Here is a 20850-nt window from a genome sequence, read left to right on the forward strand (position 1 = left end):
GCGATGGCAGGAAGCGCGGCCTTGCGCGGCTCACGCAGCTCGCCCTCCACGAGTACGCGCTTGATCTCGAGTCCGACGACGAAGAAGAACACCGTCATCAAGCCTTCGTTCACCCACTCGCGCAGTGTGAGCGAGAGATGATGATCCGGGAAACCGATCGTGAACGTCGTGGTCCACAGCTCGTGGTAGCTGACTGGCCACGCGTTCGCCCACACGAGCGCGGCTCCGATCGCGACGACGAGCACGATTCCCCCGGCCGCCTCGGTGTAGAGGAAGTCGGGGAGTGGGCGGATCAGTCGGAGTGCGCGCGCATCGTCGTGGTCGACCGACATGAGACGAATCGTAGGGAACTCCCGCGAACGAAACAGGGTCTTGACGCGGTCGCGCTCACGTCGTAGCGTCACAGCACTTCTTCCGCACTTCCTCCTTGCGACGGCGCGCGTCCGGCGTGCCCTGGGAGGAAGGAAGTGCATGCTCCTCGCCTTGTGGTCCCCGAAGGGCGGGTCCGGTACATCGGTGCTCGCGGCATCGACCGCGCTCGTGCTCGCTCGTGGTCCCGCCGCAGGTTGTCGCCTCGCCGATCTCGACGGCGACCAACCCGCGATCTTCGGCCTCGGCGCCGAACCCGAGCTCGGGTTGCTCGACTGGCTCGCCGCCGGTCCCGAAACTCCCACCGAGGCGCTCGATCGCCTTGCGGTGGAGGTTGCGCCCGGAGTGGCGCTGCTCCCGTTCGGCGGACCCGCGTCTCCGCTCACCGCACGACCTGCCGCGGAGGCCGGTGCCGCGCTCGCGGTGGCACTGCGCGACGGTCCGGTACCGGTGGTCGCCGACTGTGGTAACGCGGCCGAGCCCGCAACGAGAGCGGTTGCCGAGGTTGCCGACGCGACCGTCGCCGTCGTCCGCGGCTGCTACCTCACCTTGCGCCGCGCCGTCCGCGCGCCCGCGCTCGCGTGCACGGTGGGGGCGGTGCTCGTGGAAGAGCCCGGGCGGTCGCTCTCGCGGCGCGAGGTCGCCGACGTGCTCGGCGTCCCCGTGCTTGCCCGCGTGCCGTTCCGCGACCAGGTCTTCCGCGCGGTCGACGCCGGTGTGCTCCCGGCTCGCCTGCCCGACGCGCTCGCGCGTGCGGCATCTGATCTCATCGCGCGGGTCGGCATCGGGGCGGCGCGCCGCGGTGCGGCAGCGTGACCGTCGTGCCGCTCACGCGCGAAGACCCCGCCACGCGCGACTCCGCGCGACGCGAATCCGCGCGACCCGACTCCGCGCTAATACACCGCGTGCACCGCCGTCTTCTCGCGGAAGGGGGTGACGAAGCGTCCCTCGCGCCCGACGCCCTCCGTGGTCGCCTCACCGAGCTGCTCCGGCGCGAGGAACCGTTGCTCGCGCCCGCTCGGCTCCAACGCCTCCTCGGCTTGCTCACCGACGAGGTGGTGGGTCTCGGGCCACTCGAACCCATCCTCGCCGATCCTGGCGTCACCGAGGTCATGCTCAACGGTCCCGGCCGCGCCTACGTCGAGCGCGACGGTCGCGTCGAGCCGGTCGCGCTCGCGCTCGACGCAGAACGCATCGTTCGGCTCGTCGAACGCGTCGTGGCACCGCTCGGCTTGCGGCTCGATCGGGCATCACCGATGGTCGACGCTCGGCTTCCCGACGGCTCGCGCCTGCATGCGGTGATCCCGCCGCTCGCGATCGATGGTCCCTACGTCACCATCCGTCGCTTCGGCGCACGCGAGATCCCGCTCGACGCGTTCGGGCTCGGGGGCAACGCGGCGGCGTTCCTCGGCTGGGCGATCACCGCAGGATGGAATCTGCTCGTCGCCGGCGGTACGGGTGCGGGCAAGACCACGCTCCTGAACACGCTGTCGAGTGCGATCCCGTCAGCCGAGCGGATCGTCACCATCGAGGAAACCGCGGAGCTTCGTCTCGCGCAGCCGCACGTGGTTCGGCTCGAGGCGCGACCACCGAACGCCGAAGGTGCAGGAGCGGTGAGCGTGCGCGACCTCGTGCGCGCCGCGCTGCGCATGCGGCCCGACCGGCTCGTGGTCGGCGAAGTCCGCGGTGGCGAGGCGCTCGACATGCTGCAGGCGCTGAACACCGGCCACGACGGCTCGATGTCCACGATCCACGCCAACGGCACTGCCGACGCGCTCACCCGGCTGGAGACGCTCGTGCTGCTCGCCGACGCCGGGCTGCCACTTGCAGCGGTTCGCGCGCAAGTTGCCACAAGCGTCGACGCGGTCGTATTCCTGGCGCGTCGCGTCGGCGGTATGCGGCGCGTCGAGGGGATCGCCGAGGTTGCTGCGGCGTCGGACGAGCGCGTCCGGCCACTGTTCGCATGGCAGTCGGGAACGCTCCGACCCGTCGGTGTTCCGAGTCGCGCGACGCGCCGTCCCGATGTCGCGCCCGCCAACCTGCGATGGTTCCGATGTTGACGGTCGTGCTCGCGATCGGCGGTCCGCTCGCGTGCGTTGCGCTCGTCAAGGCCGCGCGACGTGCGGAATCGGGAGCGCGTGCGCAGCGGCTCACCACTCGAGCGCGATGGCGCCTCCCGCCACGCGTGCGTGGGCCGCTGGCGCGCGCCCTCCACGACGCCGACGTGCACCTCGATCCCGAGGCCGCGTTCGAGCTGTGGGCGGTCGGCGCGCTTGGTGTCGCCATACTCGCGATGTCGCTCTCGCCGGGGATGGCCATCCCCGCGTGGATTGCCGGTGTCGTGGCCGGCCCGGTTGCGTTGCGGCTCGGTCGCACGCGTCGCGAGCGACGGTTCTTTTCGGCACTGCCGGGCACGCTCGAGCAGGTGGCCGCAGAGCTGCGGGGCGGTGGCACGGTCGCCGGCGCGGTCGACCGCCTCGCGACCGTCGCAGGCCCGGTTGCCGACGATCTCCGGCGCGTGCACGTGCGCACGCGCCTCGGTCTCGGCCTGAGTGACGCACTCGTTGGATGGCCCACCGAGCACGACACGCCCGGGGTCCGCGCCGCCGCAGGCGCACTGGCCGTGGCCAGCACGCTCGGCGGACGTGCGGCCGACGCCATCGACGGGCTGGCCTCGTCGCTGCGTCACCGGCTCGACGCGTCGGCCGAGGCGCACGCGCTCTCCGCCCAGTCCCGCTTGTCGGCGGTCGTTGTGGGGGTCGCGCCGATCGGCTACCTGGCCTTCTCGAGCCTGGTCGACCCGAGCTCGGTCACGGTGCTCGTCGGTACCGGGCTGGGTCGCGTGTGTCTGGTCCTCGGGCTCGGGCTCGAGGGGATCGCCGCGTTGTGGATACGCCGGATCGTGCGGTCGGAGGCGTAGACGATGCCGCCGATCCCGGCTGAGCTGCTCGGCATCGCGTGGGGCGCGCTCGCGGCGGTTCCGTTCGCGGCCCGCGCTCGCCGAGCGACGCTCGCCCAGCGTCTCGGATTGCCCGGACGCGAGCCGGTCGCACGCCGGCATCTCCAGCTGCTCGGCGGCGCGCGGTCGTTGATTCGGCGCGCGCTCGATGCCACCGGTCCGGTCGGCCGCGTCGTTCGGGGGCTGGGCGCCCGCCGTCGCGCGCGACGCGCCGACGCTGCGCTGGAGCGCGAGCTACCCGTCGCGCTCGACCTGCTCGGCGTGGCGGTCGGGGCGGGGTGCACGCCCTACCTCGCCGTCGACGTCGCGTCGCGCTGGGCTTCGCCGACGGTCGCGTCGTCGTTCAGGTCCGTGCTCGGCGCGTGCACACTCGGCGCGAGCTTCGAGGCCGCGCTCGACGACGCGGCCCGTACCGCGCCACGACTCCGTCCGCTGGCCGACGCGCTGCTCGCTTCGGACCGCCTCGGCGCGCCGGTTGGGCCCGCGCTCGCGCCTCTCGCCGCCGAGGAGCGCGCCGCGCTCCGGCGGCGCGCCGAGGCACACGCGCGCCGCGTGCCCGTGCGCCTGCTCTTCCCCCTCGTCTTCCTCGTGCTGCCCGCGTTCGTGCTGCTCACCGTGATTCCGGGCCTCGCGGCCGGGCTTTCGCGCCTCTAAGCCGGCGCGCGTTCTCGAAACCACCAGAACGTTCGACCTGAGGAGGTCACATGTTCCGTCGTGTCGTCTCGCGACTCCGCGCGTGGATGCACTGGCCGGTCGAGTCCGGCCAGACCACCGCTGAGTACGCGCTCGTCATCCTCGGCGCGGTCGCGCTCGCCACCTTGCTCATCACGTGGGCCACCGGAAGCCACGCGATCTCGAAGCTGTTCGACTCGGTCATCAGCAAGGTGCTCCCGGGATGACGGCGTCGATGAGGTTCCCCCGCGCGCGGCGCGGGGGAACCTCGTGTCGTCTTCGTCACGAGCGTGGCCAGGCAACCGTCGAGTTCGCCTTCTTGCTGCCGCTCATCGTGCTCGCCGCGCTCGCGGTCATCCAGGTGGGCCTGGTCGTGCGCGACCAGATGGGAGTGGTCCACGCGGCTCGGGAAGCCGCGCGCGCCGCGAGCGTCGACCGCGATCCAGAGGCGCCCGTCAGGGCGGCACACCACACGCTGCCCGGCGCGCAGGTCAGCGTCGGCGCGCGCCCGCAGGTCGGCGGCGAGATCACGGTCTCCGTGAAGTACCACTCGGTCACGAGCCTGCCACTGGTCGGCGCGCTCTTCCCCGACCCCGACCTGCACGCGTCCGCCACCATGCGGGTCGAGCGGTGACACGAGAGCGCGGCGGTGTGTCCGTGCTGATGGTTGCCGTCATCGTGATCGGGCTGGTGCTGTCACTCGGCGCGGCGCGGCTCGGTGGCGCGCTGGTCGGCCGGGCGCGCGCGGATACTGCGGCCGATGCCGCGGCTCTCGCGGCTGCCGACGCGCTCGCGCTCGGCATGGATGAGGCCGGCGCACAGTCGGCTGCGCGCGACACCGCCGCGAGCAACAACGCCCGTCTGGTGTCGTGCGCGTGCTCGGGTACCACTGCCGAGGTCGTGGTGGAGGTCGACGTACCCGGTCTGGGCGTGCTCGGCAGCGTGGCCCGAGGGCGTGCCAAGGCCGAGGTCCGGCCCGAGTGTGTTGTCGACGTCCCGGAATGCGGCTGACTTCGCGCCTCGTTCAGCGAACGGTTACGTCGGCCTTGAAGGTCAGTTCCTGCATACCAGATGACGCATGGAGTCAGTGGGTCTGGAGCACGCCGTCGTCGGTGAAGTCGGCGAGGAGCGACGCGGCATCGACTGTCTTCGCGAGGTTGCTGCCGCTCCCGCTGTTCCCGACCGGGAGCACGACGTTCTTGACGTTCGCGGCGTCGAGGGTGAGCGCGTACTGCCCGAGGTGGAAGAGATCAGGGATGCTCACGCCGTCGAGCTTGGTGTGCCGGCCGACGGTTGCGACGAGACGGACGGTGTCACCCGCGCTCGCGTTGTGCTTCTGCAAGGTTCGCAGCGCCGAGATGATCAAGAGGCCCTGGTTGCTCGTGCGCGCAAGGTCGCCGTTGTTGAAGGAGTGCCGGTCGCGTGAGAACGCGAGCGCCTGGTCGCCAGTGAGGTGATTGGGCCCGGCTGCGAACTCCGCGCCGGAGAAGCCGTCGCTCATCGCCGTCGGAATATCGATGTCGATGCCGCCGATCTCGTCGACCATCTCTACGAAGTTCGGAAAGTTCACGCGGATCACGTAGGTGAGGGGCGCGCCGGTCACCTGCGAGACGGCGTCGGCCATGCCGCGGAGGTCGTTGGCGGGTCGGTTCACGATGTAGGAGTTGATCTTTTGGCCGCCCGGGCCCTCGGTATCACGCGGGATGTCGAGGATCGTGGCCGCGTTCAGGGCTGGGTTCACGCCGATCACGTGGACCGCGTCGGCGAGACCGGGATCGTCGCGCGACTCGTTCGGGTCGTCGGACCGCGCGCCGGTGCCGATGATCAGCGCGAAGAACGGCTGGTCGGGCGCGCCCGTGTAGCGCGCGCCGCCGAGCTTCGTCACCTGGAACCACACCGCGCCCGCAGCGGGGCGCGGGCTGCCGATGGCAAGCCACGCCGCGCTCACCAGCGTCGCGACGAGAAGCCCGCACAGCAGAGGGCTGATCACGAGTTTGACGACCGCGCGGCGGCTCCGGATCCTCACTTGGATCCCTTCCTCGATGTGGAGGTCGGAGCGGTGGTGGTGGTGGGATCGAGCCCCGCGCCGGTGCGCGCGACCGCGATGTTGAATGCCGTGACCTTCCAGGCGCCCGACGGGTCGGGCGCGAGCACGAGGTCGCCTTTGCGGAGGATGCGCAGCGGCTTGACACCCTTCATCGCGGTGACGCCCTTGATGTCGAGGTCGATGGTTGCCGTCGCGAGCACGATCGTGCCGCTCTGGTCGGCGAGCGCGACGATCCCGACCGGCTGCGCGGCGATGTCGAGATCTCCGGTGACTCTCGGGAGGCCTTCGTCGAGCATCACGCCACGATCGACACCGGTGACGCGAGCGAGCGCGCCTGCGTCGAACAGGGCCGAGAGGTCGCCCGCCGGCTTGGCGGACCGGAGCGGATCGACCGTCGCGCCCTCGAGGTAGTCGCCGACGACCTTCATGATCGCCTGTTTCTGCTCAGGCGCCAGCTGTGCCGGCGGCCCGGCGCTATCGGCCGACACGTTCCCGAGGCGGAGCGACACGTTCATCTTCGCCCCCGGAACGGTCGTTGCCTGCTCGGCACTGCTCGTGCCGGTGTCGCCCCCGCTCCGCGCGACCACGGCGACCACCACTGCGATGATCGCGACCACGAGCACACCACCGCCGATGCCGAGGAGGAGGCGCCGATTCTTCGCAGACTGGCGCTTCCGAGACTGGTCGCGCAACTCGGCGCGGGATGGTGCCTCGTCCATGGCGGCCGTCAGGATAGGGGACCGGTTCCTAGGATTGGGGGCGCGCGGCGCGGTCCGCGACACCCAGCACGAGCGAGGATCCACATGGCATTCAAGAAGATGGTCGAGCGGCTCACGAAGCCGGTCGACGAGCTCGATCGTCAGGAGCTCACCGAGTACTGCGACGCGCGCCGGTTCGAGTCGATGGACCACCTCGTTCCCAGACGTCCGGTTCAGGTGGGTGGAGAGGTGCGCGCAGTGCGCATCGTTCCCCGCGCCGGCGCGCCCGCGCTCGAGGTGACGGTGAGCGACGGCCGGGGTCAGGTGGTCGCGGTGTTCCTCGGTCGCCGCAAGATCGCCGGGATCTCGCCGGGCCGGCGCATCGCGGTGCAGGGTGTGGTCGCTCGTGACGGCAATCGCTCGCTCGTGTTCAACCCGGCGTACGAGATCTTGAGCTAACCGCCCGTCAGGATTCGGCGGACCTCGTCCTCAGATTCGGGAGTGACCATCGCGAGCACTTCGTCGCCCGGTTCGAAGATCGAGTCGCCGCGCGGCATCACCACGTGCTCGTCGCGCACGATCGCGACGATCGTCGCGTTGCGCGGCACGTCGAGCTCGGCGATCGATCGGTCGATCGCGGGTGAGTCGTCGGCGAGCGTGACCTCCACGAGGCGCGCCTGCCCTCCCCCGACCTGCAGGATGCGCACGAGCCGGCCGACGGTGACCGCCTCTTCCACCAATGCGGTGATGAGGTGCGGCGTGGACACCGACAGGTCCACGCCCCAGTTCTCGTTGAAGAGCCACTCGTTCTTCGGATGGTTCACCCGTGCGATGACACGTGGCACCGCGAACTCTTGCTTCGCGAGGAGCGACACGACGAGGTTGTCTTCGTCGTCGCCGGTGGCGGCAACCACCACGTCACACCGCTCGAGCCCCGCTTCACGCAGTGACGTGACCTCGCACGCATCCCCCACGTGCCACTCGACGCCCTCGTTGGCAACCGCACGGTTGACGACGGCAAGGTCTTGTTCCATGAGGAGCACTTCGTGCCCGGCACTGCTGAGATCGTTGGCGATGAAGAGCCCGACCTTTCCCGCACCCGCGATGGCGACCCGCATCAGTGTTCTGCTCCCTGCCGGAGGCGCTCACGCAACGTGTCGAGTGCCGAAACCTCGACGAAGAAGTGCAGGATGTCGCCCTCCTGGCCGATCGCGCTCGGCGTGCTCACCTGCGCGTTGCCCAGCCGCGTGATCCCCACCAGCCAGAACAAGCCGGGCTCGCTCAGCGGCGCGAGTTTCCTGCCCGCCCAACCCGAAGGGATGGGCTGGTCCACGAGGCAGACCTTCCCGCTCGCGTCGAGCCACTCGTGGGGCCGTTCTTCGCTGGGCAGCAGCCGCCGCATGACCTGGTCGGTGGTCCACGTGATCATCGCCACGGTGGAGATGCCGAGGCGCTGGTAGATCTCGGCGCGCCGCGGGTCCTTGATGCGGGCGACGACCTGTTCGATGCCGTAGTTCTCGCGGGCGATCCGGGCGACGAGGATGTTCGAGTTGTCGCCGCTGGTGACCGCGGCCAGGGCCCCGGCCCGTTCGATGCCAGCCTCGGCGAGCGCGTCACGGTCGTAGCCACGACCGATGATCTTCTCGCCCGCGAAGAGGTCGCCCCAGCGCTGGAACGCCCGCGGCGCCATGTCGATCACCGCGACGGTGTGGTCCATCCGCTCGAGGTTGGCTGCGAGCCCGCTGCCCACCCGGCCGCATCCCACGATCACGACGTGCACGACGACTCCCTCCGAAGCGCCGCGATGCTACCGATGCTTCGGGGTCCACTCGAATCGTCCATCCGCGACCCGTGTTTGGCATGCTGTCGCACTCGTCGTGTAGTGGCCCTGGGAGGAAGCGTCGGCGTGGCGTTCGTCAAGCGCATCCTGGTCGGGCGGCCTCTGGCCACGACCGAGATGGAGCACCAACGGATCCCGAAGAGGATCGCGCTCGCGGTCTTCTCCTCGGACGCCATCTCGTCCACCGCGTACGCGACCGAGGAGATCCTGTTCGTCGTCGCGGTGGCGCCATCAAGCCTTGCGCTCGGCCTGAGCACGCTCGTCCCGATCGGTATTGCGGTTGCGATCCTGCTTGCGATCGTCGTCACGTCATATCGCCAGACGATCTTCGCCTACCCGAGCGGCGGCGGCAGCTACGTGGTGAGCCGCGAGAACCTCGGCGAGAACCCGTCGCTCGTCGCCGGCGCGTCATTGCTCGTCGACTACATCCTCACCGTCGCCGTGTCGATCTCGGCCGGCGTCGCCGCCATCGTGTCGATCCCCGAGTTCCACGACCTGGAAAAGCACCGAGTGCCGCTCGGCCTGGTGCTGATCGGGTTCATCAGCGTCGCCAACCTGCGCGGCATCAAGGAGTCGGGCCGTCTGTTCGCGGTGCCCACCTATATCTACATCGTCAGCCTCGTTGCGCTCGTCGGCTACGGGCTGTACCGCGTGTTCATCGTGCACGACATCTCCGACATCAAGGTCGATCCCGGCGCGTTCGTCGGCACCAATCTCTTCGGTGGATCGCTGGGTATCTTCGTCCTGCTCAAAGGCTTTTCGTCGGGCGCTGTCGCGCTGACCGGCGTCGAGGCGATCTCGAACGGGGTGCCCGCGTTCCGCCGTCCGGAGTCGAAGAACGCCGCCAACACGCTGCTCTGGATGGGCTTGATCCTCGGGACGCTGTTCATGGGTGTCCAGATCCTCGCCCACCATCTGGGTCCCTACCCGAGCGACCAGACGACGGTCATGTCGCAGCTCGGTACGGCCGTCTGGGGCGCCGGCACCTTCATGTACGTGGTGCTGCAGTTCGCGACCGCGGCGATCCTCACGCTGGCGGCGAACACGGCCTACGCCGACTTCCCGCGGTTGTCGTCGATCATCGCTCGCGACGGTTACCTGCCGCGCCAGCTCGCGAACCGCGGCGACCGTCTCGTGTTCTCGAACGGCGTGCTCGTGCTTGCACTCGCGGCCTCGGTCCTCGTCATCGCGTTCGGGGGTCTCACGAACGCGTTGATCCCGCTGTACGCGGTTGGCGTGTTCCTGTCGTTCACGCTCTCGCAAGCGGGCATGGTGCGACATCACCAGAAGGAACGCGAGCGCGGGTTCAAACGTAACATCGTGATCAACGCCGTCGGCGCGGTCGCCACGTTCATCGTGTTGCTCATCGTGGGGGGCACGAAGTTTACGAGTGGCGCGTGGGTGCCGCTCGTCGTGATCCCCCTGATCGTCTTGTTGTTCAAGTCGATCAAGCGCCACTATGCGACCGTTGCCGCCGGCCTCGCCGTTGCCCCCGACTTCAAGCCGCGGCGCATGAACCACACCGTGGTCGTGTTGGTGGGCGGCGTCCATCGCGGCGTGCTCGAAGCGTTGGCGTACGCCCGCTCGCTCGCGCCCAACCATCTCGTCGCCGTCCACGTGTCCTCGGACGAGGCGGATCAGGAGCGGATCGAGCAGCAATGGGAGGAGTTCGGGATCGACGTGCCGCTCGAGATCGTCTACTCGCCGTACCGGGAGCTCACCCGCCCGATCCTCCGCTACATCGACGAGCTCGATGCACGGTACGAAAACGACGTGATCACGGTGTTGCTCCCCGAGTTCGTGGTGAGCCACTGGTGGGGGAACCTGCTTCACGGCCAGAGCGCGCTGCTCCTCAAGGGCCGGCTGTTGTTCCGGAAGGGCACGGTGGTGACCTCCCTGCCGTACCACTTGGAGTGAGCTGAGCCGCGACGAGAGATTGGACCCGTTCGGGCACGGCCCCGTAGGTTCCCCTCACCATTGGTCGCTCACTGCGAGCCGGGTTACCCGGCTCGCTGCGTTCGCTCCTAACCTCTTGCCGCTCCTACCGCCGAGACGAGGTTCTCTTTCGAATGATCAGCTTCGCCGCGGAAGGTGGTTACCAGGTCTTCCGGCTGCAAGGCGCTGAGTGGTTCTGGCTCGTGTTCGCCGCACTCACTGCTTTGCTCGCGATCGCAGTCGGATTCTTTCTCATGCGCGGCGTCTTGGCTGCGGATCAGGGCACGCCGACGATGATCGAGATTGCCAGAGCCATCCAAGAAGGCGCGATGGCATACCTCCGCCGGCAGTTCAAGACCATCGCCGTGATCCTGGTTCCGCTCGCGATCGTCGTGTTCACCACGTCGACCGAGGTCGTCAAGCCGACAGGCCTTCCGTTCGGCTCCCCGGGCTTGAGCTTTGCCGCGTCGGGGATCTTCCGCACGCTCGCGTTCCTTGCCGGGTGTGCCCTGTCGGGTCTGACGGGCTTCGTCGGCATGAGCCTGGCCGTGCGGGGAAATGTGCGCACCGCCGCGGCGGCGAAGTCGGGCTCACTGCCCGCGGCGCTGAGGGTGGCGTTCCGTACCGGCGGCGTCGCCGGGATGTTCACTGTGGGGCTGGGCCTCTTCGGCGCCACGGTCATCATCATGGTGTTCCAGAACACCGCCTCCGCGATGCTCATCGGATTCGGATTCGGCGGTTCCCTGCTCGCCCTCTTCCTGCGCGTCGGCGGCGGCATCTTCACCAAAGCGGCTGACGTCGGTGCCGACCTCGTGGGCAAGATCGAGGCGGGTATCCCCGAGGACGACCCGCGCAACCCGGCAACGATTGCCGACAACGTCGGCGACAACGTGGGTGACTGCGCCGGCATGGCCGCCGACCTCTTCGAGAGCTACGAGGTCACGCTGGTCGCGTCGATCATTCTCGGCGTCGCGGCGTTCCAATCGATCGGCGCGAACCCTGCGCTCGGTCTGGTGTTCCCGGTCGCCGCGCGCGCGATCGGGGTGCTCGCGTCGATCGTCGGCGTGTTCGCGGTTCGTGCCAGCGACAAAGACAAGTCGGCCATGGCTCCGATCAACCGAGGGTTCCTCATCGCCGGACTGCTCACCGTCGTCGGCACTGCGATCGTGGCATTCGCCTACGTCGGCAACGACCACGACAACGCCGGGTGGAAGTGCTTCGGCGCCGTCATCATCGGGCTCGTGCTCGCGCAGGCTCTGAGCCGCCTCACCGAGTACTTCACTTCCACAGAGACCGCGCCGGTACGCGAAATCGCGGAGGCAACGCGCACCGGCCCCGCCACCGTGGTGCTGTCGGGCATCAGCTCCGGCCTCGAGTCGAGCGTCTACGCGATCATCGCCATCGCCGCCGCGTTGGGTGTCGCCATCGCCATGGGTGGCGGCAACATCGAGTTGACCTTCTACCTCGTCGCCCTCACGGGCATGGGCATGCTCGCCACCACGGGTGTGGTCGTGTCGGAAGACACGTTCGGACCGGTGGCCGACAACGCCGCGGGCATCGCCGAGATGTCGGGTGAGTTCGAGGGCGACGCCCAGCGAATCATGGTGAGCCTCGACGCGGTCGGCAACACCACCAAGGCGGTCACCAAGGGATTTGCGATCGGGTCGGCAGTGATCGCGTCCGTCGCGTTGTTCGCTTCCTACATCGAGACGATCGGGAGCGAGCTCGGGCTGAAGGGCCCCGACGGTCAGCCCCTCTCGGGCTCGCGGCTCTTCAACGCCTTCGCGTCACAGATCAACGTGGCGAACCCGAAGACGTTCATCGGTCTCTTGATCGGAGGTTCTGTCGCCTTCCTGTTCTCGTCTCTCGCAATCCGCGCCGTGGGTCGCACCGCCGGTGTGGTCGTACAGGAAGTGCGCCGCCAGTTCGCCGACGGCAAGATCATGGCGGGTACCAAGAAGCCCGACTACGGCCCCGTGATCGACATCTGTACCGCCGCCTCGTTGCGTGAGCTCGCGACGCCCGCGCTGCTGGCGGTGCTCACGCCGTTGATCATCGGATTCGGCATCAACTACCTCGCGCTCGGTGCGTTCCTGGCCGGCGTGATCCTCACCGGACAGCTCATGGCGAACTTCCTCAGTAACTCCGGTGGTGCGTGGGACAACGCCAAGAAGTTCATCGAGGACGGAAACGAGGGCGGGAAGGGTTCCGACGCTCACAAGGCGGCCGTCATCGGCGACACCGTCGGCGACCCGTTCAAGGACACCGCCGGGCCCGCGCTCAACCCGCTCATCAAGGTGATGAACCTGGTCTCGCTGCTCGTGCTGCCCGCGATCATCAGCCTGCGCCATGACGACGCCGCGCGGTTCACGATCGCCGGTGTCTGCCTCATCGTGCTGATCGCGGCGGTGCTGTTCTCGAAACGCAAGGGCGGTGGGTTCGGCGAGGAGTCCGACATCGTCCAGGAGTCGCTCGAGGCCCACGGCGCGCCTGCCGGAGCGAGCGCCGGGGAATAGCGCGCGGACGAGCGAGGGAGTCCGGTGCGCGCGTTCTTGGCGGCGGTGCAGTGCGACAAGAGTGCCCTCACCCGTAACCTTGCGATGCACGTGCGACTCCTCGAAGAGGCTGCGCGCGCCGGATGCGACATCGCGGTCTTTCCCGAGATGTCGCTCACCGGATCGGTTGATCCGCGTTCTCATCCGGAGGATGCGGTCGCGATCCACCACGACGCGGTCGACGAGTTGGCGCGCGCGACGGACTCCGGCGTGGCCGCGCTGTTCGGTGTCGCGGAGCGAAGCGACGACGAGTTCTTCATCACCCAGATCTGTGCGCGCGACGGACGGGTCGCCGGTTCGTACCGCAAGCGCTATCTCGGCGAGGGCGAAGAAGGCTTCACGCCCGGCGACAAGCCCGCCCTCTTCGAGCTGCGGAGGGAAGCATTCGGTGTCGCCATCTGCGCGGAGGGCGGCGTCGACTACCCGTTCTCCGAGCCGGCGCGTGCCGGCGCTCGTATCGTCTTCTTCTGCGCCGCGCCGGGGCTCGACGGGCGCCGCACCGACGAGGCGGGATGGCGTGATGGCTTCGCGTGGTGGGAAGAGTGCGGGCTCGGGGATGCGCAGCGCCACGCCCGGAACAACCGCGTCTGGGTCGCACTCACGACCCAGGCAGGGAGTACCCGAGACGAGGAGTTTCCGGGACTCGCGGCCCTGGTGTCTCCCGACGGTGAGGTCGTCGCGCGCTTGTCCGACTGGCAACCCGGAACACTGATTGTCGACTTGCCGCTCTCAGCAGTCTCTTAGTCGTCCTCGACGATGGCGTGGAGCTCGGCCGCTTCGGCCTCGGCCTCCGCGGGCGTCACCCGATGCGCGGGGTACTTCTTGGACTTGCGCCACTCGATGAACGGTGGGATCAGGGACAAGACGATGATCACGGCGATCATGGGGAACAGGTATTTGTCGATGTCGTCGCCGATCACCTCGGCGAGGAAGTAGCCCGCCAACGTCACGCCGAAGACCCACACGAACGCGCCGATGAGGTTGTAGGTGAGGAACGTGCGCCGCGACATCGTGCCTACGCCCGCGAGCACCGGCGCGAACGTGCGCACGACGGGAACGAACCGCGCGATCACGATCGTCTTCGGACCGTGGCGTTCGAAGAACTGGTGCGTGCGTTCGACGTATTCCTGTTTGAAGAAACGTGAGTCGGGGCGGTTGAAGATTCGCGGACCTGCCTTCTGACCGATTGTGAAGCCCACCTGGTCGCCGATCACCGCAGCCGCGAAACAGCCGACCAGCACCACCGCGAGGTTCATGTTGCCCTCGTTGGCGAGGAGCCCGGCCGTGAAGAGGAGCGAGTCACCGGGCAGGAAGAAGCCGATGAGCAGGCCGGTCTCGGCGAAGATGATGAAGATCAGCCCGATCTCTCCGTAGGGGCTGAGCGAGTTGAGGATCTCTTTCGGGTCCAGGCTGAGGGCGAACACGGAACGCACGAGGGCGCAGGATAGACGCCGCCTCCAAGCGGTCTCGGGCTGTGCCGAGTTGACACGGGGGTGTACCCGTGGCACCACTCTCGCCGCACGATGCCCGCGGCAGGGGGGTCGAGCGGCCAGACTGGATCGCTTATGCGGTGGCGCTCGTGTGCCGATCGCAAGCCGAATACCCACCATCCGACGTAGGGAACAGCGTGGCGAAACCACTCGTCATCGTGGAATCGAGAGCGAAGGCCAAGACGATCGAGGGTTTCCTCGGTCGCGACCGCTATGTCGTCATGGCGAGCATCGGCCACATCCGCGATCTTCCCCATGGCGCGCGCCAGGTGCCGAAGAGCGTCACGAACCCGGAGGTCAAGCGACTCGGTATCGACGTCGACGACCACTTTGCGCCGATCTACGTCGTGCCCGACGACAAGAAGCACGTCGTCGCGGAGCTCAAGGCCGCGTTGAAGGACGCGAGCGAGCTCTACCTCGCCACCGACGAGGACCGCGAGGGTGAGGCGATCTCGTGGCACCTCCTCGAGGTGCTCAAGCCGAACGTGCCGGTCAAGCGCATGGTGTTCCACGAGATCACGAGCGAGGCGATCGCCGACGCGATCGACAACTGGCGCGAGCTCGACATGAAGTTGGTCGAGGCGCAGGAAGGCCGCCGCGTCCTCGACCGCCTGGTCGGCTACGAGGTCTCGAAGGTGACGTTCCGACGTATCGGGACGGGCACCTCCGCGGGCCGGGTCCAGAGCGTCGCGACCCGGTTGGTCGTCGATCGCGAGCGTGCGCGGATGGCGTTCCGCGCCGCTACCTATTGGGATCTCGAGGGCACGTTCTCGGCCGCTGACACACCGTTTCCCGCATCGCTTGCCACGCTCGACGGCAAGCGGCTCGCGTCGGGACGCGACTTCGACGCCAACACCGGTGCGCTCGTCTCCGGCGCCGACGTCGCGTTGCTCGACGAGGAAGCAGCCGTCGCGCTCGCGGCGCGCCTCGACGACCAACCGTTCCGCGTCGCGTCGGTGGAAGCCCGCACGGTCACCGAACGACCGAAGGCGCCGTTCATCACGTCGACGCTCCAACAGGAGGCCGCCCGCAAGCTCGGCTTCAGTGCGGCGCGCACGATGCACGTCGCACAGGGGCTCTACGACCGTGGGCTCATTACCTACATGCGCACCGACTCCACTTCGCTCGCCGATCAAGCAGTGCAGGCGGCGCGCGCGCAGATCCGCCGTATGTACGGGAACGACTATCTGCCGGCGCAGCCCCGCACCTACCGCAACAAGGTGAAGAACGCGCAGGAAGCGCACGAGGCGATCCGGCCGGCCGGCGACCGAATGTACACCGCCGAGGATCTTGCCCGAGAGCTGAACGGTTCCGACGAGCGACGCCTCTACGATTTGATCTGGAAGCGGACCGTTGCCAGCCAGATGGCAGACGCTCGAATCCGGCGAGTGGCGTTGCGTCTCGTCGCGACGTCGACGGCGGGCGAAGAGGCCGTGTTCCAGGCCTCGGGTCGCACCATCGAGTTCCCCGGTTACCTGCGTGCCTACGTCGAGGGCGCCGACGATCCCGATGCTGAGCTCGAGGACCGGGAGGCGATCCTGCCCCAGCTCTCCGAGGGTGATCGCGTCGACTGCCGCGAGCTTCGCCCATCGGGACACACGACGCAGCCACCGGCGCGTTACACCGAGGCGAGCCTCGTGAAGGAGCTCGAAGAACGCGGGATCGGGCGCCCGTCCACGTACGCGAGCGTGATCGACACCATCGTGAACAAGCGCGACTACGTGTGGAAGAAGGGCACCGCGCTCGTGCCCACCTGGACCGCGTTCGCGAAGGTGCAGTTGCTCGAGCGCTACTTCGCTCACCTGATCGACTACGAGTTCACCGCCACGATGGAAGAGGCGCTCGACGCAATTGCGCGGGGCGAGGGTGAGGCGGAGAAGTGGCTTCACGCCTTCTACTTCGGCAACGGAGACGCCGGGCTCCGAGATCTGGTCGCCGAGGAGCGCATCGCGACGATCGACATGGCCGTCGTCAACGCAGTGCAGGTCGGTCACGACGCCGACGGCAATGAACTCGTCGTGCGCGTGTGGCCGAACGGGGCCAACATCGAGCGTGGCGACGACAAAGCTCCGATCCCTGCGGACGTCGCGCCCGACGAGCTCACGCGTGAGCGCGCCGAGGAACTGCTCGCGCAGGGCGCGATCGGACCCCGCGTGCTCGGCGACGATCCCGAGACGGGCATGCCCGTGCTCGCGCTCACCGGCCGGTTCGGTCCGTTCGTCCAGCTCGGTGAGGTGCCGAACGGATCCAAGGAGAAGCCGAAGCGAGCTTCGCTCTTCGCAAGTATGGAGCCGGCCACGATCACCCTGCACGAAGCGCTCGCGCTGCTGTCACTGCCGCGCGTCGTCGGGAGCGACGCGAGCGACACGGATATCACCGCGCAGAACGGGCGCTACGGGCCGTACCTCAAGAAGGGGACAGAGACCCGCAGCCTCGCGTCGGAAGATCAGCTCTTCACGGTGACGCTTCAGGATGCCGAGGCGCTCTTTGCCCTGCCGAAGCAGCGCCGCGGCCGGGTGGCGAAGCCCCCGCTCGCCGATTTGGGGCCGCATCCCGACTCTGGTGCGCCGCTGCGAGTGCTCGACGGCAGGTACGGGCCGTACGTCACCGACGGAACGACCAATGCATCGGTGCCGCGTGGCACCGACCCGGAGTCGATCACGCTCGAGCAGGGTATTGAGCTATTGCGCGAGCGCGCGGCGCGTGCGCCGGCCACGAAGCGCACGGCGAAGAAGCGCACCGCGAAGAAGCGCACCGCGAAGAAGCCGGCGAAGAAGGTGGCGAAGAAGGTGGCGAAGAAGCGCACGGCGAAGAAGACTGCGAAGAAGGTGGCAGGGAAGGCCACATTCTGAGCGATCACGCAGCGGCGGATCCGCAAGGAGAGCCCGCGATGCCCGAGGAGCAACCGGCGCCCGGAGCGCCGTTCATCCCTCGAGACGTTGACACGCCGCCGATGCCGCCCGCGCCGTGGCGGCTGTTCGGGAGCCAGTCCTTCTTCCGCTTGTGGCTCGCGCAGGTCGTCTCGAGCCTCGGCGACTGGATCGGGCTCATCGCGATCCTCGCCATCGCAGCACGCGTCTCCCACAACTCGGGCGCGGCGGTGAGCCTCGTGATGGTCACCCGCGTCGTCCCGGGCTTCTTCCTCGGCACCGTCGGTGGTGTGATCATCGATCGGTTCGACCGCCGCAAGGTGATGGTGGCCTGCGACATCGGTCGCGCCAGCTTGCTCGTGCTCCTGCCGTTCGTCGAGAGCATCACCGGTCTGGTCCTCGTCTCGTTGGGCCTCGAAGTGCTGACCCTTCTCTGGGGCCCGGCGCAAGCGGCCACGGTGCCGAACCTCGTGGGCGAGGAACAGCTCCAGGCGGCGAACTCGCTGTCGCTCGCCGCGTCGTACGGGACGTTCCCCATCGCGTCGATCATCTTCGCGCTGCTTGCCGGGCTCGCGACCGTGCTCGGCGACCTCGACGTCATCGCCGCGTTCAAGGTCGACCAAGAATTCCTCGCGCTCGTGTTCGACGCGATGACGTTCCTCGTATCGGCCGCGATCGTATGGCGGCTGCCGATCCCGCGCACCGATCGCGCCAAGGGCACCCGCATCGATTGGACGGAGACCTTCCGTGACATCAAGGAGGGTTTGCAGTTCATCTCGCGGCAACCGCTCGTGCGCGGCGTGATCATCGGTCTCGGCTTTGGCGTGATCGGTGCCGGCGCGATGATCCCGCTCGGTCCTTCGTTCGCGACGGAGGTGCTGAACGGAGGGAGCGCGGCGTTCGGCGTGCTCATGACCGCGCTCGGATTCGGCGCCGCATTCGGTGTCGTCGGGCTCCTGTGGTTCCAGAGCCGCTTGCCCCGAGGGCCCGTGTTCGCCGCCGCAGTGATGGGAGTCGGCGCGTTCCTCGTGCTGGCGGCGTCGTGTTCGTCGCTCGCGCCGGCCGTGTTGTTCATCGCCGGCGTGGGCGCGTGCGCCGGCACGTCCTACGTCACCGGCTTCACCCTCTTGCAGGAGAACACGAGCGACGAGCTCCGCGGCCGGACCTTCGCGACCCTCTACACGGTCATCCGATTGTGCCTCTTGATCTCGCTCACGATCTCACCGTTGTGGGCCGACTTCTGGGACTGGGTCACCAGTCAGCTCTTCACCAACCAGACCGTCGTCATCGGTTCGTATACGTACGTGATCCCGGGTGTGCGGATCGCGTTGTGGGGCGGGGGCCTGATCGCGTACACCGCCGGCATCGTCGCGCTGCGGTCTGTCCGCAGAGCGCGCCGCGTCGCGATCTCTGATCCAGCCACTCCCGAGGCCGGGCAGGCGAGCACCTGATGCCCCGGCACGCAATGCCCCGGTACCCAATGTCAGGGCGCTTCGTGGTGCTCGAGGGCGGCGACGGCAGCGGAAAGACCACGCAGGCGGCGCGTCTCTCGGCGCAGCTGCGCGCACGCGGTCTCGTCGTGTGCGAGACGTTCGAGCCGGGCGCGACGGGTGCCGGCGCCCTCATCCGAGAGCTGCTGCTGCACCGGCGCGAACCGATTGCACCGGTCACGGAAGCGCTGCTGATGGCGGCCGACCGGGCGCAGCATGTTGCCGAGCAGCTCGCGCCTGCACTCGAGCGAGGCGAGTGGATCGTGTGCGACCGCTACGTGGCTTCATCGCTCGTCTACCAGGGTGTCGTGCGCGGCGTGGGCGTGAGGGTCGTGGAAGAGCTGAACCGAGGAGCAACCGTGGGGATCGAGCCCGACGTCGTAATCGTCCTCGACGTACCGGACGCGATCGCGCGCGAGCGCGCCGGTGCCTCGCCGGACCGGTTGGAAGCCGAAGGCGACGCGTTCCACTCCGCGGTGCGCGACGCGTACCGCACACTCGCCGACGAACGCGACTGGGTTGTCGTCGACGGCGCGGGCGACGTGGACACCGTCGCCGCTCGAGTGTGGGCGCTGGTCGAGCCCCTGCTGGCAAGATGACGCCGTGACCCGAGACCCAGTAGCTGGAACCCCAATGACTGGAACCAGGTGGGAACAAGTCGTGGGGCAGGATCGGGCGGTCGCGCTGCTCCAGCGCGCGGCGGACCGACCAGCTCATGCGTATCTGCTCGTCGGCCCGCGCGGATCGGGAACCGACGAGGCGGCGCGCTGCTTCGCGGCCGCGGTGATCGCGCCCGACGACGACCGCGCCTGGGATCTCGCGCGGCGCGGGCGGCATCCTGACATCGTCGAGATCGATCCCGCCGAGAATCAGATCCGCGTCCCTCACGCGCAGGAGATCATCGACGAGGCATACAGCAGTCCGATCGAGGGAGACCGCAAGGCGATCATCGTGTTCGAGGCGGAGCGGCTCAACGAGGCCGCGGCCAACAAGCTCCTGAAGACACTCGAGGAGCCGCCACCGACCGCACTGCTGGTCCTCGTCACCGCGGGCGCCGACCAGCTCCTGCCGACAATCCGCTCACGGTGCCAGCGCATCGACTTCGCGCATCTCATGCCGGGGACGATCGAGCAGGTACTCACGGATGCGGGCGTCGCTCCGGAGCGCGCCGGGCTCGTGGCCCGGCTCGCGGGAGGCCGGCTCGACCGCGCTCGTGCGCTGGATGGCCGGCTGGCCCCGGTGCGCCAGGCGTTCGTCACCGCTGCGGCCCGGCTCGACGGCTCAGGTGGCGCGGTCGCCGCTCACGTGGAGGCGGTGCAGGCCGCGATGCAGGCCGCCATGCACGACCTCGAAGCCGCACACGAGGAGGAGACCGCCGCGCTCACCACCGAGCTCGAGGTCGCGGGCTATGCCGACCGTGTTGCACGTGCGCAACTCCGGCGCCTCGAAGAGCAACACAAGCGGGCGCACCGCCGCGCCCGTACCGAGCTGCTCGTGGAGGGCATCACCGCGGTGGAGACCGTCTACCGCGACGCGCTCGCCGGTGCGGACGCGCCTGTGCTGAACATCGACCATCCCGTGCTCACGGTCGATCCGCGTGCAGCTGCCGCCGCGCTCGACGCATGCCGCGCCGCGCGCCAGATGCTGATCGAGCACAACCCGAACGAAACGCTGTTACTCGAACGCCTCTTCCTGCACCTCCCCGCCACGCGCTGATCGGTCCCCGGTAGACTCACTCGCCGCGCCGGAGTAGCTCAGATGGCAGAGCAGCGCATTCGTAATGCGCAGGCCAAGGGTTCAAGTCCCTTCTCCGGCTCCACCGAGGTGTGCTGACCCGACCGATCCGTCACGGATCGCGTTCGGGTAATGCCACGACCCGCGCTGACGCACGGGAGCGCCAGATCCCTGCAATGTTCCGCGGTTTG

At 68.5% G+C, this 20850-nt stretch carries 21 protein-coding genes and 1 tRNA gene; 16 read left to right on the plus strand and 6 right to left on the minus strand.

The window, feature by feature from the left end:
- A partial coding sequence (locus tag WD271_01405) for a Na+/H+ antiporter NhaA (GenBank protein ID MEX1006484.1) occupies positions 1 to 332 on the minus strand: 332 nt, incomplete at its 3' end.
- Positions 333 to 471: 139 nt separating this feature from the next.
- Here WD271_01405 and WD271_01410 point away from each other — a divergent pair.
- The 7 genes from WD271_01410 to WD271_01440 are packed head-to-tail and all read left to right on the plus strand — an operon-like array spanning position 472 to position 5011.
- Entirely contained in the window at positions 472 to 1185 is a 714-nt protein-coding gene (locus WD271_01410; protein ID MEX1006485.1) for a hypothetical protein, read from the plus strand.
- A complete protein-coding gene (locus WD271_01415) occupies positions 1182 to 2429 on the plus strand; it encodes a CpaF family protein (protein ID MEX1006486.1) in 1248 nt (415 codons plus the stop codon). The genes WD271_01410 and WD271_01415 overlap by 4 nt, the downstream gene beginning before the upstream one ends.
- Positions 2423 to 3289, plus strand: a complete 867-nt coding sequence (locus WD271_01420; GenBank protein MEX1006487.1) for a type II secretion system F family protein — start codon at positions 2423 to 2425, stop codon at positions 3287 to 3289. Before WD271_01415 ends, WD271_01420 begins: the two co-directional genes overlap by 7 nt.
- Positions 3290 to 3292: 3 nt before the next feature.
- On the plus strand, positions 3293 to 3982 hold the full coding sequence (locus WD271_01425) for a type II secretion system F family protein (GenBank protein MEX1006488.1): 690 nt from the start codon (positions 3293 to 3295) through the stop codon (positions 3980 to 3982).
- Positions 3983 to 4032: 50 nt separating this feature from the next.
- Complete coding sequence (locus WD271_01430) at positions 4033 to 4227, plus strand: DUF4244 domain-containing protein (protein MEX1006489.1); 195 nt, start codon at positions 4033 to 4035, stop codon at positions 4225 to 4227.
- Entirely contained in the window at positions 4224 to 4634 is a 411-nt protein-coding gene (locus WD271_01435; protein ID MEX1006490.1) for a TadE family protein, read from the plus strand. Before WD271_01430 ends, WD271_01435 begins: the two co-directional genes overlap by 4 nt.
- Positions 4631 to 5011 carry an Rv3654c family TadE-like protein gene (locus tag WD271_01440; protein ID MEX1006491.1) on the plus strand — a complete coding sequence of 127 codons (381 nt, stop codon included), beginning with the start codon at positions 4631 to 4633 and terminating at the stop codon, positions 5009 to 5011. The genes WD271_01435 and WD271_01440 overlap by 4 nt, the downstream gene beginning before the upstream one ends.
- Positions 5012 to 5084: 73 nt before the next feature.
- Here WD271_01440 and WD271_01445 read toward each other — a convergent pair whose 3' ends face one another.
- Both WD271_01445 and WD271_01450 read right to left on the minus strand, forming a co-directional pair.
- On the minus strand, positions 5085 to 6026 hold the full coding sequence (locus tag WD271_01445; GenBank protein MEX1006492.1) for an LCP family protein: 942 nt from the start codon (positions 6024 to 6026) through the stop codon (positions 5085 to 5087).
- Positions 6023 to 6766, minus strand: coding sequence for a hypothetical protein (locus WD271_01450; protein ID MEX1006493.1), 744 nt, complete (start codon positions 6764 to 6766; stop codon positions 6023 to 6025). The genes WD271_01445 and WD271_01450 overlap by 4 nt, the downstream gene beginning before the upstream one ends.
- Positions 6767 to 6850: 84 nt before the next feature.
- Between WD271_01450 and WD271_01455 the strand changes: the two genes are divergently transcribed.
- Positions 6851 to 7204: an OB-fold nucleic acid binding domain-containing protein gene (locus WD271_01455; GenBank protein MEX1006494.1), complete on the plus strand. Its 354-nt coding sequence runs from the start codon at positions 6851 to 6853 to the stop codon at positions 7202 to 7204.
- Here WD271_01455 and WD271_01460 read toward each other — a convergent pair.
- Entirely contained in the window at positions 7201 to 7863 is a 663-nt protein-coding gene (locus tag WD271_01460; GenBank protein MEX1006495.1) for a TrkA family potassium uptake protein, read from the minus strand. The genes WD271_01455 and WD271_01460 overlap by 4 nt on opposite strands.
- Positions 7863 to 8525, minus strand: coding sequence for a TrkA family potassium uptake protein (locus WD271_01465; protein MEX1006496.1), 663 nt, complete (start codon positions 8523 to 8525; stop codon positions 7863 to 7865). The genes WD271_01460 and WD271_01465 overlap by 1 nt, the downstream gene beginning before the upstream one ends.
- A 126-nt stretch (positions 8526 to 8651) precedes the next feature.
- On the opposite strand from WD271_01465, the gene WD271_01470 reads away from it, so the two are divergent.
- The 3 genes from WD271_01470 (at position 8652) to WD271_01480 (ending at position 13819) form a co-directional block, all read left to right on the plus strand.
- Complete coding sequence (locus WD271_01470) at positions 8652 to 10502, plus strand: APC family permease (protein ID MEX1006497.1); 1851 nt, start codon at positions 8652 to 8654, stop codon at positions 10500 to 10502.
- Between the two features lie 152 nt (positions 10503 to 10654).
- Positions 10655 to 13036 carry a sodium-translocating pyrophosphatase gene (locus WD271_01475; protein MEX1006498.1) on the plus strand — a complete coding sequence of 794 codons (2382 nt, stop codon included), beginning with the start codon at positions 10655 to 10657 and terminating at the stop codon, positions 13034 to 13036.
- 24 nt (positions 13037 to 13060) lie between these two features.
- Entirely contained in the window at positions 13061 to 13819 is a 759-nt protein-coding gene (locus tag WD271_01480; protein ID MEX1006499.1) for a carbon-nitrogen hydrolase family protein, read from the plus strand.
- Here the strand turns inward: WD271_01480 and WD271_01485 are convergent.
- Positions 13816 to 14508: a VTT domain-containing protein gene (locus tag WD271_01485; protein MEX1006500.1), complete on the minus strand. Its 693-nt coding sequence runs from the start codon at positions 14506 to 14508 to the stop codon at positions 13816 to 13818. The two genes, WD271_01480 and WD271_01485, sit on opposite strands and share 4 nt — an antisense overlap.
- 194 nt (positions 14509 to 14702) lie before the next feature.
- Here WD271_01485 and topA point away from each other — a divergent pair, with 194 nt between their 5' ends.
- The 5 genes from topA to WD271_01510 all read left to right on the plus strand — a co-directional run bounded on the left by topA (position 14703) and on the right by WD271_01510 (position 20744).
- Positions 14703 to 17417, plus strand: a complete 2715-nt coding sequence (gene topA, locus WD271_01490; protein MEX1006501.1) for a type I DNA topoisomerase — start codon at positions 14703 to 14705, stop codon at positions 17415 to 17417.
- A 38-nt stretch (positions 17418 to 17455) separates the two neighbouring features.
- Positions 17456 to 18886, plus strand: a complete 1431-nt coding sequence (locus WD271_01495; protein ID MEX1006502.1) for an MFS transporter — start codon at positions 17456 to 17458, stop codon at positions 18884 to 18886.
- Complete coding sequence (gene tmk, locus WD271_01500) at positions 18886 to 19524, plus strand: dTMP kinase (protein ID MEX1006503.1); 639 nt, start codon at positions 18886 to 18888, stop codon at positions 19522 to 19524. The genes WD271_01495 and tmk overlap by 1 nt, the downstream gene beginning before the upstream one ends.
- A gap of 34 nt (positions 19525 to 19558) precedes the next feature.
- On the plus strand, positions 19559 to 20641 hold the full coding sequence (locus WD271_01505) for a hypothetical protein (protein ID MEX1006504.1): 1083 nt from the start codon (positions 19559 to 19561) through the stop codon (positions 20639 to 20641).
- A gap of 27 nt (positions 20642 to 20668) precedes the next feature.
- Positions 20669 to 20744: transfer RNA gene (locus tag WD271_01510), tRNA-Thr, on the plus strand.
- Positions 20745 to 20850: the final 106 nt, after the last annotated feature.

This window comes from Acidimicrobiia bacterium (genome assembly GCA_040880805.1).
GTDB lineage: Bacteria > Actinomycetota > Acidimicrobiia > IMCC26256 > DASPTH01 > DASPTH01.

Bases quoted from the DNA above. Each gene is read 5' to 3' on its own strand.
- WD271_01410 (MEX1006485.1), top strand. From the start codon at position 472: ATGCTCCTCGCCTTGTGGTCCCCGAAGGGCGGGTCCGGTACATCGGTG.
- WD271_01420 (MEX1006487.1), top strand. From the start codon at position 2,423: ATGTTGACGGTCGTGCTCGCGATCGGCGGTCCGCTCGCGTGCGTTGCG.
- WD271_01425 (MEX1006488.1), top strand. From the start codon at position 3,293: ATGCCGCCGATCCCGGCTGAGCTGCTCGGCATCGCGTGGGGCGCGCTC.
- WD271_01430 (MEX1006489.1), top strand. From the start codon at position 4,033: ATGTTCCGTCGTGTCGTCTCGCGACTCCGCGCGTGGATGCACTGGCCG.
- WD271_01435 (MEX1006490.1), top strand. From the start codon at position 4,224: ATGACGGCGTCGATGAGGTTCCCCCGCGCGCGGCGCGGGGGAACCTCG.
- WD271_01450 (MEX1006493.1), bottom strand. From the start codon at position 6,766: ATGGACGAGGCACCATCCCGCGCCGAGTTGCGCGACCAGTCTCGGAAG.
- WD271_01455 (MEX1006494.1), top strand. From the start codon at position 6,851: ATGGCATTCAAGAAGATGGTCGAGCGGCTCACGAAGCCGGTCGACGAG.
- WD271_01460 (MEX1006495.1), bottom strand. From the start codon at position 7,863: ATGCGGGTCGCCATCGCGGGTGCGGGAAAGGTCGGGCTCTTCATCGCC.
- WD271_01475 (MEX1006498.1), top strand. From the start codon at position 10,655: ATGATCAGCTTCGCCGCGGAAGGTGGTTACCAGGTCTTCCGGCTGCAA.
- WD271_01495 (MEX1006502.1), top strand. From the start codon at position 17,456: ATGCCCGAGGAGCAACCGGCGCCCGGAGCGCCGTTCATCCCTCGAGAC.
- tmk (MEX1006503.1), top strand. From the start codon at position 18,886: ATGCCCCGGCACGCAATGCCCCGGTACCCAATGTCAGGGCGCTTCGTG.
- WD271_01505 (MEX1006504.1), top strand. From the start codon at position 19,559: ATGACTGGAACCAGGTGGGAACAAGTCGTGGGGCAGGATCGGGCGGTC.